This window comes from Streptomyces scopuliridis RB72, from assembly GCF_000718095.1.
Classification (GTDB): domain Bacteria; phylum Actinomycetota; class Actinomycetes; order Streptomycetales; family Streptomycetaceae; genus Streptomyces; species Streptomyces scopuliridis.
Map to the genome: position 1 here is coordinate 1 of NZ_JOEI01000023.1, position 15,501 is coordinate 15,501.

The following is a 15,501-nucleotide window of genomic DNA, read 5'->3' on the forward strand; positions in this document are numbered from 1 at the left end:
GAGGGCGAGGGCGAGGAAGACCAGACCGATTTCGGCGAGCCGCGCGGACAGGGCGACGATCCGGATCTTGGCGCCCCGGTGGAACAGGCCACGGTGCAGTGCGACCGGAGTCGCGAGCACTGCCGAGGAGACCACCGTGAGCAGCAACGTCACCACGTACGTGCTGCGTTCGAGGTGTCGAGGTGCGGAAACTGGCTGGTGAAGGCCACGCCGAGGAGGAAGGCGAAGACGATCTGCACGCCGGTCTGCACGACCCTCAGTTCCTGGAGAAGGCTGCGGCCGAGGAGGAAGAAGCCCGGTCAAAGGGGGGCGGCCCGGAGGGACAGGACGGGCGCGCAACGGTGACGGCGACCCCGCCCGGGAAGAGCGGCGCCGCATCCGGCGCCGAGAATCCGGCTGAGGGCCGCCCTGCTTGGGCGATCGCGCGGCGGGCAGACCAGCAAGGTCCGCCTCGCCGCCGACCGTAAGTGCCGCCCGCTCGCGCTCATCCTGACCGCCGGACAGGCCGCCGACAGCCCGCGGTTCATTCCCGTGCTCAAGAAGGTCCGGGTCTGCGGGCCAAGTCGGGCGTCCTCGCACCCCGGCCGGGCGCGGTCGCCGGCGACAAGGCGTACTCGTCCCGGGCCAACCGCGCCTACCTGCGCAAACGCCAGATCAGGGCGGTCATCCCGGGGAAGAAGGACCAGGTCGCCAACCGGAAGAAGAAGGGCGGCAGGGGCGGCCGACCCACCAGCCACGACGCCGCCCCCTGCAAGGAGAGGAACACCGTCGAGCGGCTGATCAACAAGCTGAAAGCCTGGCGAGGCATCGGCACCCGCTACGACAAAACCCCGGCCAGCTACCTCGCCGGCCTGCACCTCCGCGCCTCCATGATCTGGATCAAGGACCTCACGCGAACCGCGGGTTGATCACGTCCCGATACCCGCCCTAGTAGGCACTGTCCGGCGGATCAGCGTCGTGGTCCCGGCCGTTGCCACGGATGGTTGTTATCGGGCCGGCGCTCTGTCCGTGAGGTCGTAGCCGCCCTTGATCACCTCGGCGTCGGCGGCCGGCGCCATGCACTTGCTCAGCAGCGGCTCGCCGTCCTCGGTGCCTCCGGAGAGCCCGATGCGGCTGGGACCGCTGCCCTTGCCCTCTGCCACGTAGAAGCTGATCCCCATGCGGACATGCCGCTTCAGATAGTCGTCCCAGGCACCGACGTTCCCCCCGGTGCGCACGAGGCGCCCGGTCACGGTGGCGGTGGGGCCACCGCTGGTCAGGCAATCGACCTTGAAGTCACCCCAATTGACCAGCTCGGGCTCCCCGTTGGCGGCCGGCATCCGGTGGTAGATGCGGAAGGTGCCCCAGGCTCTGTCGGGCCTGGTCCAGCCCACGCCCTTGAAGGTGGCATGGGCGTCGACGGTGACCTGGATGTCCTGACCGGCGTCGGGGTAGTCCATGCGGCCCCAGCCCTTGAGGCTGGAGATAAGGGTTCCGGAAGAGGCAGAGGCCCGCGCGGTCTTCTCGGGCTCGGACGCCGGTGCGGTCGACGCGGCTGCGATCCCCGCGGTGGTCGCCACCACGGCGGTCGCCACGAGGAACGTGATGGCGCGGTTGGGCAGCCTGGATCTGGACATGGCCGAACTCCATTCGGGGTCGTGGAACGAAGCGCCGGAGGGAAGAGCCCTCCGCTCCGCCACGACCGATCCTGCTCAACATCGGCCTCGCACGCGTCAGTCACCGGTCGTGACCTCTTTCCGCCGTGCGGATGAGCACGCCGGTGAAGCGGTCCGACTAACGATGTACGCGACAGCGACCGCGGCGCTGGAACAGCCCGGTCCGGCCGTCGAGCCCCTGTTCAACAAGCTGAAGGCCTGGTGCGGCATCGCCACCCGCTACGGCAAGACCCCGGTCAGCAGCGTGTTGGTGTCCGGCGGCAGATAGACCCGTACGACCTCCGGCGCCTTGTTGAGTACGTGGTCGACGAAGCCGGGATCCTGATGGGAGAAGCCATTGTGATCCTGACGCCACACGTGTGAGGTGAGCAGGTAGTTGAGCGAGGCGATGGGGCGGCGCCATGGCAGGGCACGGGAGACCTTCAGCCACTTGATGTGCTGGTTGACCATGGAGTCGACGATGTGAGCGAAGGCTTCGTAGCACGAGAAGAAGCCATGACGGCCAGTGAGGAGATAGCCCTCCAGCCAGCCCTGGCAGGTGTGTTCGGAGAGGATCTCCATGACCCGGCCGTGCCGGTCGAGGTGCTCGTCCACGGCCAGTGTTCCGGCCTGCCATGCCTTTCCGGTGGCCTTGTACAGGGCCTGGAGACGGTTGGACGCCGTCTCGTCCGGGCCGACCACACGGAAGTCGCGGCGCCCCGCGGTGGATTCCATGACGGCTTTTAGCAGGTCGCCCAGTACGTGAGTCGGTTTGTGCAGGGCCGCACCGGGCCGGTCGACCTTCACGGCGTACCGCTCCAGAGGCGGTACGGGGAGATCCCGGAGCAGCAGGCCGCCGTTGGTGTGCGGGGTGGCGCCCAGCCGACGGGGACCGGCGGGCACGCAGGCCATGACCTCGGGGCGGGGGCGGCCGTCACGGTCGAAGAGTTCCTCGGGCCGGTACGAACGGAGCCACGCCTCCAACTGGCGCAGAGGTTCTGGGTTTTCGCGTACGCCGGGCAACGGAACCTGGTGCGCACGCCAGGTGCCCTCGACCGGCAGCCCGTCCACGGTCGCGGGGCCGGTCCAGCCCTTGGGAGTACGCAGGACGATCATGGGCCAGTGGGGGCGTTCGGCGATGTCCTCCTCCCGGGCAGTGCGCTGGATCAGTGAGATGCGGTCCAGAGCGGTGCCCATGGCGCGGGCCATGTCGCGGTGGACCGTGGCCGGATCGTCGCCGCTGACATACAGCACGTCGTGACCGTAGCCGCGCAGCAACGCGTCCAGCTCCGCTTCCGGGATCCGGGCGAGCACGGTGGGATTGGCGATCTTGTAGCCGTTGAGGTGCAGGATCGGCAGGACCGCGCCGTCGTGCACCGGATCGAGGAACTTGTTGGAGTGCCAGGACGCAGCCAGCGGTCCGGTCTCCGCCTCCCCGTCGCCTATCACACACGCGACCAGCAAGTCGGGGTTGTCGAACGCCGCGCCATAGGCGTGGGAGAGCGAGTAGCCGAGTTCACCGCCCTCGTGGATGGAGCCAGGTGTCCCGGGCGCGACGTGGCTGGGCACCCCGCCGGGGAAGGAGAGCTGCCGGAAGAGCCGGGCCATGCCGTCCGCGTCCCGGCTGATGTCCGGGTACGTCTCGGAGTAGCTGCCCTCCAGCCAGGAATTGGCGATCACCGCCGGGCCGCCGTGCCCCGGGCCCCAGACACACAGCGCGGACTTGTCACGAGCCTTGATCACACGGTTGAGGTGGGTATACACGAGATTGAGCCCCGGAGAGGTACCCCAGTGGCCGAGCAGACGCGGCTTGATGTGTTCCGGACGCAACGCCTCGGTGAGCAACGGGTTGTCCATGAGATAGATCTGCCCGACCGCCAGATAGTTGGCAGCGCGCCAGTGGGCCATCAGGGCCGCCGTCTCTTCCTCGGGGACCGTCACCGGTAGCGTGGTATCCGTCTCAGACATCGCTTCCTCCGTGCTCTGGCGGACGCTCCTCGGACGGCGGCCCGTTTTCCACGGTCCCCGCCGCGAACCGCATCCGCCCATACGCCGACAGGTCCCCGATCGAGGACCATTCGGCCCTCAGGACGACACCGGACGGCCCCAGCGCGCAGCCCGCACGATGTCCGATCGTGTAAGCGACACCCCCGCCGAGCGGCTGGAGGGCACGAGATGAGATTTCGCAGGGCCGGCGACGTGAGTGTCAGCCGGCTCCTGGTGGACGAGGAGGCGGGGCTGATCGGCATCATCACCGGCCGCGACCTGCTGCGGGTGTTCGTCCGTCCCGACTCCGACCTCCGCGACGAGCTCATCGACGAGGTCATGGTCCGCGCCCTGTGGCTGGATCCGGCCGTGCTCGCAGTGTCGCTTCATGAAGGCGTGGTGATCCTGCGCGGCCGTCTGGAGCACGACGCTGATGTGTCCGTCGCGGTAGGGATGGCGGCGCGGGTCGAGGGGGTGGTCGCGGTGATGAACGATCCGGCCAGTCGCCGCGCGCGCACTCCCGGATGAGGTGCGACGACGATGGCAACGACAAGAAGTGTGTTCGACGGACTGTCCCCCGATCGTCGCGAGCGGCTGCGGGATGTCGTCACGGAGGTGTCGTTCCCCGACGGCACGCGAATTTTCGAGGAGGGCCGGCGGGCCGACCGCTTCTGGGTGGTACACAGCGGCCAGGTCGCGCTGGACGTGCATGTCCCCGGGCGGCAGGCGGCCGTGGTCGACACGCTCGTCGCCGGTGAACTGCTGGGCTGGTCCTGGCTGTTCCCTCCCTACGTCTGGCATCTGGGCGCACAGGCTGTCCGTACCGTCGAGGCCGAGCAGTACGACGCGGCGGTCGTACGCGCCCTGTGTGAGGCCGACCCGGTGTTCGGCCGCGCGATGTACCGGACCGTCGCCGAGGTGGTGGCGCACCGGCTGCAACGTAGCCGTACCCGTCTGCTGGACCTGTACGGGCCGCAGGGCAGCGGCGTCGCTCGGTGGTGACCTTGGCACCCTCCAGGAGCGTCCTGGGCCTGTTCGGCCCCGGCTCGCCCGCGCGCTCCCGGCGACGATGGAAGGTGCGGGTGTCCTGATCCACGAGTACGCCGGAGGGAAGGCATGAGCGCTGGACGGCGGTACTCGCCGCAGCGACCGATCCGCGTCTTCCCGCCGGACGACCACGAGGTTGTCCGGCGCGGTCTGCGGGACCTGCTCGACGCGGAGCCCGACATCGACGTCGTGGGCGACGCGGGCACGGTCGGTCACGGTCTCGCCCGGGGGCCCGCGCTGCGGCCTGACGTGGCCGTGCTGGCCAAGCTCGGTGTCGCGCGGCGTGTCCAGGCCGCTGTCCTCGCCACCCAGGCCGGCACACACACCGTCGGCCCCGAGCACGGATCCCGCTGATCCGCAGGGCATCGGCTCAGCCGCGGGAGGGCTCGCCCGCCCTGGACCTTCGGGACGGGGCACCCAGTCACCCGGTCACACGTGCACGCCGTCACACATGGGGGACGACTGCCACCGGGCACGGTGCGTGGTGCACGGCTGCCGACAGCACATGGCCGATGCGGGGAGAGAGCGCGGGGCGTTCCTCCCGGCGCCCGACGACGAGCAGCCCCGTTCCCGCGATGTCGCGCACGACCGCGCGCGCCGGACTCTGCATCCGCACTGTTTCCACCACCGGCACGTCCGGGAACCGGTCGCGCCAGGGACGCAGCGCCTGGGTGAGGTCCCGCCGCGCCTCCCTGGTCATCTCGTGGGAGAGGTACGGGTCGAGGCCTCCGCGGTTGTACGCGGGGGGTGGCAGGTTCCTGCCGTGGACAACACGCAGGGTGACGTCTCGCCGGGCCGCGGCGTCGAAGCCGTATTCGATAAGCGCGTCGCACGGACCGCTCAGGCTCAGCCCCAGCACCACATCGCCGTCCTCGGTGATCGGAGCCGAGTCCTCCCTGGCGCGTACGAGTACCGTCGGAGTCCGGGACCGCGCCAGTACGTGCATGCCGATGTCGCCCAGGAAAAGGCTGGCCAGAGGGGCCATGTCACGTGAACCGAGGACCAGTGTCTCCGACTCCCCGGCCGCCTCCAGCAGGGCCTTCACCGGTTCCTCCCGGACCAGGTCCTCGTACAACCGCAGGTCGGGGAAGCGCTCCTCGATCGTTCGGCCCGCCTCGGCCACGATCCGTTTGGGCCAGTAATTCTGGTCGTTCTCCGGCTGCTGGTCGCCCCGGTCGGGGGACAGCAGCACCCATGCGTGCAGCAGCCGCAGTGCCGCCCGCCGCGCCGATGCCTCCTGAGCGGCCCAGAGCGCCGCGGAAAGTGACTCCGGAGTGCCGTCCAGCCCCGCGGTGACCATCGGATTCATGGCATCGCCCCGTTTCCCGCGTGGAGGACCGCGGCGCCGGTGTGGTCCGTCCGGTACTTGAGCCTCTCGGATACCGAGACGACACCGTCCACGCTGGTGCACAGCCGTACGAGTACCGGGATCAGCGTGCTGTCGTCGACGGTTCCTCGCAGATACACCTGCCCCTCGGTGACTTCGACGGTCACGTCCGACGGCGCGAGGCCCAGAGTGACGGCCAGCACGTCATGTGTGATCTCCTCACGGATGGCGCGGTCCTGCCGCAGAAACACGCGCAGCAGATCCGCGCGGCTGACGATGCCCAGCAAAGTGTCCGTCTCGTCGACCACCGGCAGCCGCTTGATGTTCTGCACGGCCATGAGCCGGGCAGCCTCCACGACCGTCCACTCCGGACGCGCGCATACCGCTGGGGCGGACATGACCTCTCCCGCGGTCCGGCCCTCCGCCTTGGCCCGCTCCCACGCCTCAAGATGCGGCAACGGTGTCCTGCCGGACAGATCGGAGCGGTCGGCCGCCTTGCGCAGCAGATCCGCCTCCGACACGATCCCGGCCGGCCGCCCCGCGTCGTCCAGCACGGGTACGGCGCTGACGTTGTGCTCCATGAGCGTCCGGGCGATTTCCTTGAATGGTGTATCGATCCGCACACTCGCGACGTCGCGGGTCATGAGTTCACCGATGCTTCGGTGGTCCATGTCCTCACTCCTTCTCACAGCGAACGCCGGGGGACCACGAACGGGCCCGGCTCACGCGGCGCGTTCGAGGGCGATCTTGAGCGCTCCGCTGACGGCGGCGCCCGCGAACACCCCGTATGCCTCTTCCATCTCGTCAAGGCCGAAGCTGTGGCTGATCAGCGACGTGGTGGGCAGCCGACGGGCCGCCGCCATCCTCAGCAGCATCGGGGTGGACGAGGTGTCGACAAGCCCCGTCGTGATCGTCACATCCTTGATCCACAGGTCTTCCAGGTGAAGCGCGGCGGGTTTGCCGTGTACGCCCACGTTGGCGATGTGGCCGCCGGGCCGTACCACACGGGTGCACAGTTCGAAGCTCTCCGGCAGGCCCACCGCCTCGATGGCCACCTCCGCCCCGTGCCCGTCCGTCAGGTCCGCGACCAGCTGTCCGGGCTCCTCTTCGGAACTCACGACCGAATCCGCGCCCATCGCGCGCGCCGCGTCCAGCCGGGACTGCGCCGGATCGACGGCGATGATCCGGCTGGGGCTGAACAGCTTCGCCGTGGCGATGGCGGCCAGTCCGATGGGCCCCGCCCCGACGATGACCACGGTGTCGCCGGGCCCGACAGCGCCGTTGCGTACCCCCACCTCGTAGGCCGTGGGAAAGATGTCGGCGAGCAACACCGCGTCCTTGTTGTCGAGGGAGTCCGTCAGCGGATGGACGGAGAGATCGGCGAACGGGACACGCACGTACTCGGCCTGCGTCCCGTCGATGGTGTGCCCCAGTACCCAACCGCCACCGCCGAGGCACTGGCCGTAGCGGGTCCGCCGGCAGTAGTGACAGTGACCGCAGGCACAGATGCAGGACACCAGCACCCGGTCTCCGGGGCGGACCGTACGTACATCGCCCCCCACCTCCATCACTTCGCCCACGGCTTCGTGGCCCAGCACGGTGCCCGGGGCGACTTCGGGGACGTCACCCTTCAGAATGTGCAGATCAGTTCCGCAGATCGTGACTGTGTCCACCCGGATGATCGCGTCCGCTCCGTCCTTGACCTGCGGATCCGGGACCTCGTCCCAGGAGGCGTGCCCGGGGGCGTGGAATATGAATGCCCTCATGTCATCCCTCTCCCTCGTGAGTGCGGCGTCCCTGTCGGTCGCCCCTGTTGCCTTCAGCGAGCCGACGGGACCTCGATACGGCGACCGGTTATCCGGCCGGGCACGATGGAGAGCCACAGGCGACGGTCGCCGCCTGCCCAGGGGGCGGTGTACGCCTGCTGGTCCAGACCTCGGGAAGCCGCGTCTCCGGTGACGGCGCGTGTGGTGCCGATGACGTTGACGCTCCATCCCTCGCTCATCGCGTCGTCGATGTGGTCGACTTCGAAGGCCACTTCCCGGTCCGCGGCCGTGGCCGCGGCACTTCCGGGGGTGGTTCTGTACGCGACCGCGCCGTTGACGACCACGTAGTTGACGGGCACGACGGCGGGTCCGCTCCTGGTGGATACCGCCACCCGGCCGACACCGTGCGTCGACAGCAGCTCAAGGCACTCTTCCCTGCCGAGGACCACGAGTTCGGGCCGGCGGCCCGCCTGGCCGATGCCCGGGGGGAGATCGACTCCCTCCCCTTTCAGGTCCGCCACCGTCGTCTCCAGCGCGTCGGCCAGTCTCAGCAGGAGACCGATGCCCGGAGTAGCGTTCTGCTCCTCGACATAAGCGATGTAACTGGGCGCCGAAGCCGCCCGCGCCGCGACGTCCGCACGGCTCAGCCCGAGCTGCTCCCGTCGTGCGCTGATACGTCGGCCCAGGTCCCCTTGGGGCGTCCGGGGGGTCCGGTGGGGCGAGTGATCCCTCGTGTGATCCGGCATAGCGAACAACATCTCCCTCACGGCAGACGGCACGCCCCCCCGCCTCACCGCCTCCGGCGGCCGTCCGTCACGTCCATGGTGCCCGGCCAGGGCAGGCACGAGGAGAGCCGGCCGGTCCCGTGGCGGGGGCTGTTCGGCCCAGTGCGCCGCCCTGGAAGGCAGCGGAGCGGGTCACCGGTCCCGGGGGCCACCCGGCCCCTGCACGAGAGAAGCCCGGCCGCTCATTCTGGAGGGTGTCCCGTCACGGCGGTTTCCAGCCATGAACCGGAGGAGTTGGTGATGTCATCGCATTCTGTGGAATCCCCCGACAGCGGAGCCGGTGCACCGCCTGCCGAGGTGTCCGAGACGCACACGGCGGTGGTGATGTTCATCGGCGATCACGCCTACAAGGTGAAGAAGCATGTGAACCTCGGGTTCCTTGACTTCGTCCCGGTCGAGGCGAGGCGCGCGGCATGTGAGCGGGAGACCATTCTCAACCGTCGTTTCTCACCCGACGTCTACGAGGGCGTCGCGGAGATCAGCTTTCCGTGGGGCGGGGCGCCGGAGCCGATCGTGGTGATGCGCCGACTGCCGGCCGCGCGCCGGCTGGCGTATCTGGTGAACCTTGGCGCCCCGGTCGACGACGCGTTGAGACAGGTCGCACGGGTGCTGGCGACGTGCCACGCCAATGCTCTCCACTGGGACGGGTGACCCACGCCGTCCTGCACCACACACCCTGCCCGCTGGCTGTGGTTCCCCGCAGCTGACCATGAGCCGCACGTGCTCAGCTCCACGCATGGCGTCAACGCGCGCCAAAACGCGGCACACAGGCCGGACGATCCCGTACGCCGTACGCCGCCGATCCGAGAGGCATGGCCGAGTCGGCCCTTGCCCGTCCGAGTTCGGCACATAGATCACGACGTCACAGTGGAGCATCAGCAGGAGGACCGACTACGCGAATTCCGGAACAACCGCGACCGGACAGCCGGAGTGGTGCAGCACCGCGTGACTGACCCGGCCAAGCTGCAGCCCGAAGGCCGCCTTCCTCCGCTGCGCACCGACGACCAGCAGATCAGCGCCGGACGTCTCTTCGAGCAGCGCCTGGTGCGCTGTGCCCTGTACGAGCCTTCGCTGGACAGCCACGTCCGGGTAATCGTCATCGACGACACCCAGCACCCGGTCGACGCACTCGTCGGCCTCCTGCTGGTACGCCCTTGCCTGCTCCCCGCCGATCAGCGGATAGGGCATGTTCTCGTAGGGCGGGCACCGCCAGGCGCGTACGGCGACCAGTTCGCAGCCCCGGGAACTCGCCTCGCGGAAGGCGAACCGGGCCGCGATCGTGCTTCCGGTGGTGTCACCGACACCGAGGACGACGCGGCCGTACATGGCGCGGCGGTTCGGTTCTCCTCCGCGGGCCACGACAACCGGGCAGCGTGCTCGTCCGGCGACGGCCAGGCTGACAGATCCCAGGAGCATTTCCGCGATCGGGCCGTGCCCGCGCGGGCCGAGCACCAGCAGGGCCGAGTGGTTCCCCTCGCGCAGGAGCGCGTCCACCGGGGCCTCGGGCTCCACTTCGCCGGAGACCTTCACGTCCGGGGCGAGCCTGCGCACGCGTTCTTCCGTCGTGGCGACGAGGTTCTCGGCGAAGACCTGCTCGGAAGGGCGGCCCTTGGCGAATCTCGGCACTGTGCCCTCGTAGTGCTCCCACAGCGAGGCGTACAGGATCTTCAGTGTCTGCCCGGTGCGCTCGGCCTCTGCCGCGGCCCAGTCAACCGCCTGGAGGCTGCCTTCGGATCCGTCCACCCCGACGACCACGGGAAGTTCCATGGCTTCCACCGCCTTCTTTCTTGCGGGTATGGCGATTCGATCAGTCCTCGACCGTCAGCACGTCTTCGACGGGACGCCGCGGCGTCCGGGCTCCGGTCGGCCCGTAGCCCAGCCGGATCACCATCTGGACATGTCCGGTGCCCGAGACCGGATCCCGCAGCACCCAGCGGAGTTCAGGCCATTCGAGGGGCTGAGTGGCGAACGAGCTGCTCAGCCGGTGGAGTGTGGCGGTCAGGAGGACCCGTTCCATGGCCTGTCCCGCGCGCAGCCAGTCACCCGGTTCGTCGGTCTCGGTGCTCACCACCGCTAGTTGGGGCGTTTCCTCGAAGTCCGCCCAGGCACGGTTCTTCACCGGAGCGCTCCCGGCGAAGTCGCGTGCGGGCGCCGCTCCGCCCCTCTTGATCGGCCCGAAGGCATAGTCCGGGATTCCGTCCGCCGACGCCGCGGTCGTGGCGTTCCGGGTCCAGCGGGCGGTCTCCGCCTCCCGGTCCGCGTCCATGTGGTCGTACCCCTCGGCATCGCGGATCACGTCGAGCACCGTCAGGAGATGAGCACCGGTCGGGAAGGTGAGGAACGCGTCTTCACTGTGTGCCGCTTCTCCGAGCGCGCACCGGACCTCGTCCGGGATCAGGCGGCTTGTGAAGGGGTACCGGCTCGTATGGCGGTCGTGGATGGCCGGATACAGCACGGCAAGCCCGTCAGTCGGTCTCCCGGAGGGTTCCTCGACGTGGACCGTCGCCACGAGCTCCGGGCTCGCGGCGACGGGCAGCAGGGCAGTGACCGCCGGCAGGCCGGCATGGGCCGCCGCGACTCGCAGATTCAGCAGAGCCGCACCGCAGCCGATGTGCAGACCGCGTGTGCTGGGGTCGGCGTGTGGAAGAGCCCGCGCCCGATCCGCGTAGAGGCCGAAGGTGCGGGTGCCCCGGGTGTAGTGGAAACGCCAGGGCTGCGCGTTGTGCATCGACGGCGCGGCGGTGGCATCGCGGACAAGTCCGGCCACGATCACGTCGTCCAGTGTGCGTGCGGACACCAGAGCCTCCCGTCATTTCGTGTGTCGTCTCCAGCCTCGTGAGAGGTGACGGCCCAGGGCAGGGGCCGGTAGGGCCCTGTGACAGACCGGTCGGCCCTTTTCCGGCCGGCCGTGCGCCGTCCTCCCGTGCCCCGAAAGGGCCGGACGGCTCATGCCTCGCGGATCTGCTCCGCAAGGCGGCCAGCCGCTCCGACCTGTCCGGCAGGACGCCGCCGCCGGATCTCACGTCGTGGGAGCGTGCCAGAGCCGAGGGAAGTACGGCGGCGGAGGTCATGTCCGTCCCAGTGGTGTGCGCGCATCCGCGATGGACCGTTGTGGAGGCCGCCCGCCTCATGGCGGCCCGGAACGTCAAGCGGCTGCCGGTGGTCATGAGACGGACACAGTGCTGGGCATCGTCAGCCGCGCCGACCTGCTACGCGTCTTCCTCAGGCAGGACCGGGCCATTGGGGACGAGATCACGCACGACGTGCTGATGGCCACTCTGAACCTGGCGCCGTCGGCCTGGACGGGACCCCCGGGTCACGGTCGGCCGCGCTATGGGCGTCGGACGAGGCAGCGGAGGCGTCCGAGATGCTGGTCCTCGGGCCACGGGACATGTCTCCCATGGCCCGCTACTTCCTCGGGGACACAGGCTGCGAGTCCTGCGTCAGGCCGACGCTCCGACGTGGTCCCGCACGCTTGAGCCCAGCTCGCGGCCAACTGCCCGCAGATGGCCGCGAGCTGGGCCGGTGGTAGCCGGCGGTACACGCGTCCGACACCTCCTGCGCCGGGATCGGCAGCCGGATAGCTATGCGCCTTGAAGGGCGCCTGACGGACAACTGCCCTGGTCAGGCGCCCTTTTTCGGTGTCTAGAAGAAGCCGAGCTTCTTCGGCGAGTACGACACCAGAAGGTTTTTCGTCTGCTGATAGTGGTCCAGCATCATCCGGTGGTTTTCCCGGCCGATCCCCGACTGCTTGTAGCCGCCGAACGCGGCATGCGCCGGGTAGGCGTGGTAGCAGTTCGTCCAGACCCTGCCCGCCTGGATCGAACGGCCCGCCCGGTAGGCGGTGTTCATGTCCCGCGTCCAGACGCCCGCGCCGAGTCCGTACAGCGTGTCGTTCGCGGTTTTGATCGCGTCGTCGAAGTCGCTGAACGACGTCACCGCGAGGACCGGGCCGAAGATCTCCTCCTGGAAGATCCGCATGCGGTTGTGGCCCTCGAAGATCGTGGGCTGGACGTAGTAGCCGCCGGCCAGTTCGCCGTCGTAGTCGATCCGCTGACCGCCCGTCAGGACCTTGGCGCCCTCCTGGCGGCCGATGTCCAGATACAAGAGGATCTTCTCCAGCTGGTCGTTGGACGCCTGCGCGCCGACCATCGTGTCGGTGTCCAGCGGGTGGCCCGGCACGATCGCCTCCGTGCGGGCCACGCCCGCCTCCAGGAACTCGCTGTAGTGGCCGTCCTGGATCAGCGCGCGTGACGGACAGGTGCACACCTCGCCCTGGTTGAGGGCGAACATCGTGAAGCCTTCGAGCGCCTTGTCACGGAAGTCGTCATCGGCGGCCCAGACGTCGTCGAAGAAGAGGTTCGGGCTCTTGCCGCCCAGTTCCAGGGTGACGGGCTTGATGTTCTCGGAGGCGTACTGCATGATCAGCCGCCCCGTCGTGGTCTCGCCGGTGAACGCGACCTTCGCCACGCGCGGGCTGGAGGCCAGTGGCTTGCCCGCCTCGACGCCGAAGCCGTTGACGATATTGACGACGCCCGGCGGCAGCAGATCGGCGATCAGACTCATCCAGAGATGGATGGAGGCCGGGGTCTGCTCTGCGGGCTTCAGCACGACGGCGTTTCCGGCGGCCAGCGCGGGCGCCAGCTTCCAGGTCGCCATCAGGATGGGGAAGTTCCACGGGATGATCTGGGCCACGACCCCGAGCGGCTCATGGAAGTGGTACGCGACGGTGTCGTCGTCCAGCTCGCTGAGCGTGCCCTCCTGGGCGCGTAGCGCCCCCGCGAAGTAGCGGAAGTGGTCGATGGCGAGCGGGATGTCGGCCGCGAGGGTCTCCCGGACCGGCTTGCCGTTCTCCCAGCTCTCCGCGACCGCCAGCTCCTCCAGATGCTCCTCCATCCGGTGGGCGATCCGGTTGAGGATATTGGCGCGGTCCGACGCGGACGTCTTCGCCCAGCCGGGGGCCGCGCCGTGCGCCGCGTCCAGGGCGCGTTCGACATCGTCGGCCGTGCCGCGGGCGATCTCGGTGAAGGGGCGGCCATTGACCGGGCTGGGGTTCTCGAAGTACTGGCCGCGGGCCGGCGGTACGTACTCCCCGCCGATCCAGTGGTCGTAGCGGGACTTGTACGAGACGATCGCGCCCTCGCTGCCGGGCGCTGCGTAACGGGTCATCTCTGTGGCCTCCCGGATTCCGCGCCGCCCGCCGTTGGACGGCGCCCATGCCCGACCTTAGGGAGCGGGACGTTGCGACGACGTTGCACCGTCGACGTGCTCATCCATTCGGTGCAGCGAATCCCGTCGGTCCAGCGGACCCCGTTGGTGCAGCGGAATTCTTGGGTGCAGCGAATCCCGTCGGTCCGGCGCATCCCGTCTCACTCCGCGTCCGCCTTGATCATGTCCGCGCACTTCTCGCCGATCACCATCGTGGTGATACAGGGATTGACCGTGGGCAGGAACGGCATCATGGACGCGTCGGCCACCCGCAGTCCGGTGACGCCCTTGACCCGCAGTCGCGGATCGAGCGGCGCGTCGACCTCACTCGGCGTCCCCATCCGTACCGTCCCCGCCGGGTGGTACACGGTGTTGTGGGTCTCGCGGATGTACGAGAACAACTCCTCGTCGGAGCGCGCCGCCGGTCCCGGCGCCAGCTCGGTCCCGGTCCACTCCGCCATCGGCGCCTGCGCGGTGATCTCCCGGGCCAGCCGCAGCCCGTAGGTCATCACCCGGATGTCGTGCGGGTGCGTGAAGTAGCGCGGATCCACCGCGGGCTTGTCCCGGAAGTCACGGGTACGCAGCCGGACCGTACCCATGGACCGGGCCCTGGTGACATTCGGGGTGAGACAGAAGGCGTTGTCGGTGGTCGGATAGCCGCGCCGGTAGGTGTTCAGATCGAATGGCACCGAGCCGTAGTGGAACATCAAGTCCGGGCGGTCCAGGCCGGGTTCGGTGTCGGCGAAGATGCCGATCTCCCACCACTGGGTGGACGAGGTGACCATCGGCTGCTTCGCCTGCCACATGATCACGCCCTCGGGATGGTCCTGGAGACGCGAGCCGACCCCGGGGGAGTCCACCCGTACATCCACCCCGACGTCCCGCAGCCACCCGGCGGGACCGATCCCCGACAGCATCAGCAGCTTCGGCGAGTCGATGGCACCGCAGCTGACGATCACCTCACGCCGGGCCGCCACCGCGCCGCTGTGAATCGTGTCGGGTTCCAGATACTCCACCCCCGTACAGCGCCGCGCCTCGTCGAACAGCAGCCGCTTGGCCTGGAGACCGGTGCGGACCTCCAGATTCGGCCGCCTTCCCATGACGGGATGCAGATACGCCACCGAGGCGGAGGAACGGATACCGTCCTCACGCGCGTTGATCTGGAACCAGTGCGCCCCGCGTACCACCGTGGAGCCGGTGTTGAACGGCGTGACGGGGATACCGGTGGCGGCGCACGCCTCCAGCAGCGCCCGGCCGCACGGATCGTTCGGCGGTACGGTACGGATCGTCACCGGTCCTGAGCGGCCGTGGTGGTCGCCGGGCGCGTCATTGGTCTCCAGCCGCCGGTAGAGCGGGAAGCACTCCGCCGCGCTCCACCCCGTACAGCCCAGCGCGGCCCACTCGTCCAGGTCCTCGGCCGGCGCCCAGAAGGCGATACAGGAGTTGTGCGACGAGCAGCCGCCCAGCACCTTGGCGCGGGCCTGCCGCATAAAGCTGTTGCCGTTCTCCTGCGCCTCGATGGGGTAGTCCCAGTCGTAGCCGGACTCCAGCAGCGCCATCCACCGGTCGAGAACGAGGACACTCTCGTCGCCGACGTCCGAGGGACCGGCCTCCACCACGCAGACGGTGACCTCCGGATCCTCGGTCAGCCGTGCGGCGACGACGGCGCCGGCGGTTCCACCACCGACCACCACATAGTCGAACTCACGCACAGAGTGTTCCGCGGACATCGCTGCTCCAGGTCCAGG

At 69.1% G+C, this 15,501-nt stretch carries 12 protein-coding genes and 5 pseudogenes; 6 read left to right on the forward strand and 11 right to left on the reverse strand.

Going from position 1 to position 15,501, the window contains the following annotated elements:
• A pseudogene (locus IF11_RS42345) lies at nt 1-272 on the reverse strand (DUF6328 family protein); the annotation flags it as partial.
• Between IF11_RS42345 and IF11_RS39345 the strand changes: the two are divergent.
• Nucleotides 264-908: pseudogene (locus tag IF11_RS39345) on the forward strand (IS5 family transposase); the annotation flags it as partial. The pseudogenes IF11_RS42345 and IF11_RS39345 overlap by 9 nt on opposite strands.
• Nucleotides 909-986: 78 nt before the next feature.
• Here IF11_RS39345 and IF11_RS0126560 read toward each other — a convergent pair.
• Nucleotides 987-1,616 carry a hypothetical protein gene (locus IF11_RS0126560; RefSeq protein WP_030354258.1) on the reverse strand — a complete coding sequence of 210 codons (630 nt, stop codon included), beginning with the start codon at nt 1,614-1,616 and terminating at the stop codon, nt 987-989.
• 273 nt (nt 1,617-1,889) lie between these two features.
• A pseudogene (locus IF11_RS0126570) lies at nt 1,890-3,602 on the reverse strand (phosphoketolase); the annotation flags it as partial.
• Nucleotides 3,603-3,809: 207 nt separating this feature from the next.
• Between IF11_RS0126570 and IF11_RS37010 the strand changes: the two are divergent.
• The 3 genes and pseudogenes from IF11_RS37010 to IF11_RS0126585 form a co-directional block, all read left to right on the forward strand.
• A complete protein-coding gene (locus tag IF11_RS37010) occupies nt 3,810-4,148 on the forward strand; it encodes a BON domain-containing protein (RefSeq protein WP_106979273.1) in 339 nt (112 codons plus the stop codon).
• Between the two features lie 12 nt (nt 4,149-4,160).
• Complete coding sequence (locus tag IF11_RS0126580; protein WP_030354261.1) at nt 4,161-4,622, forward strand: Crp/Fnr family transcriptional regulator; 462 nt, start codon at nt 4,161-4,163, stop codon at nt 4,620-4,622.
• Nucleotides 4,623-4,736: 114 nt separating this feature from the next.
• Nucleotides 4,737-4,928, forward strand: a pseudogene (locus IF11_RS0126585) (response regulator); the annotation flags it as partial.
• Nucleotides 4,929-5,112: 184 nt separating this feature from the next.
• On the opposite strand, the gene IF11_RS0126590 reads toward IF11_RS0126585, so the two are convergent.
• The 4 genes from IF11_RS0126590 to IF11_RS0126605 are packed head-to-tail and all read right to left on the reverse strand — an operon-like array spanning nt 5,113 to nt 8,506.
• Nucleotides 5,113-5,976 carry a universal stress protein gene (locus tag IF11_RS0126590; RefSeq protein ID WP_030354263.1) on the reverse strand — a complete coding sequence of 288 codons (864 nt, stop codon included), beginning with the start codon at nt 5,974-5,976 and terminating at the stop codon, nt 5,113-5,115.
• Nucleotides 5,973-6,665, reverse strand: coding sequence for a CBS domain-containing protein (locus tag IF11_RS0126595; RefSeq protein WP_030354264.1), 693 nt, complete (start codon nt 6,663-6,665; stop codon nt 5,973-5,975). The genes IF11_RS0126590 and IF11_RS0126595 overlap by 4 nt, the downstream gene beginning before the upstream one ends.
• A gap of 51 nt (nt 6,666-6,716) precedes the next feature.
• The gene (locus tag IF11_RS0126600) at nt 6,717-7,760 is read right to left on the reverse strand and encodes an alcohol dehydrogenase catalytic domain-containing protein (RefSeq protein ID WP_030354265.1); all 1,044 of its coding nucleotides are present in this window, start codon (nt 7,758-7,760) and stop codon (nt 6,717-6,719) included.
• Between the two features lie 53 nt (nt 7,761-7,813).
• Nucleotides 7,814-8,506 carry a pyridoxamine 5'-phosphate oxidase family protein gene (locus tag IF11_RS0126605; protein WP_051746239.1) on the reverse strand — a complete coding sequence of 231 codons (693 nt, stop codon included), beginning with the start codon at nt 8,504-8,506 and terminating at the stop codon, nt 7,814-7,816.
• 279 nt (nt 8,507-8,785) lie between these two features.
• Between IF11_RS0126605 and IF11_RS0126610 the strand changes: the two genes are divergently transcribed.
• Nucleotides 8,786-9,196: a hypothetical protein gene (locus IF11_RS0126610; protein ID WP_157848450.1), complete on the forward strand. Its 411-nt coding sequence runs from the start codon at nt 8,786-8,788 to the stop codon at nt 9,194-9,196.
• A 240-nt stretch (nt 9,197-9,436) separates the two neighbouring features.
• On the opposite strand, the gene IF11_RS0126615 is transcribed toward IF11_RS0126610, so the two are convergent.
• Both IF11_RS0126615 and IF11_RS0126620 read right to left on the reverse strand, forming a co-directional pair.
• Nucleotides 9,437-10,312, reverse strand: coding sequence for a universal stress protein (locus tag IF11_RS0126615; protein WP_030354268.1), 876 nt, complete (start codon nt 10,310-10,312; stop codon nt 9,437-9,439).
• 40 nt (nt 10,313-10,352) lie between these two features.
• A complete protein-coding gene (locus IF11_RS0126620) occupies nt 10,353-11,342 on the reverse strand; it encodes an Acg family FMN-binding oxidoreductase (protein WP_030354269.1) in 990 nt (329 codons plus the stop codon).
• A gap of 158 nt (nt 11,343-11,500) precedes the next feature.
• Between IF11_RS0126620 and IF11_RS42350 the strand changes: the two are divergent.
• A pseudogene (locus IF11_RS42350) lies at nt 11,501-11,844 on the forward strand (CBS domain-containing protein); the annotation flags it as partial.
• Nucleotides 11,845-12,190: 346 nt separating this feature from the next.
• On the opposite strand, the gene exaC reads toward IF11_RS42350, so the two are convergent.
• Together exaC and IF11_RS0126630 are read right to left on the reverse strand one after the other, a co-directional pair.
• Nucleotides 12,191-13,714, reverse strand: coding sequence for an acetaldehyde dehydrogenase ExaC (gene exaC / locus IF11_RS0126625; RefSeq protein WP_030354270.1), 1,524 nt, complete (start codon nt 13,712-13,714; stop codon nt 12,191-12,193).
• Nucleotides 13,715-13,914: 200 nt separating this feature from the next.
• Nucleotides 13,915-15,483, reverse strand: a complete 1,569-nt coding sequence (locus IF11_RS0126630; protein WP_030354271.1) for a GMC family oxidoreductase — start codon at nt 15,481-15,483, stop codon at nt 13,915-13,917.
• Nucleotides 15,484-15,501 lie beyond the last annotated feature (18 nt).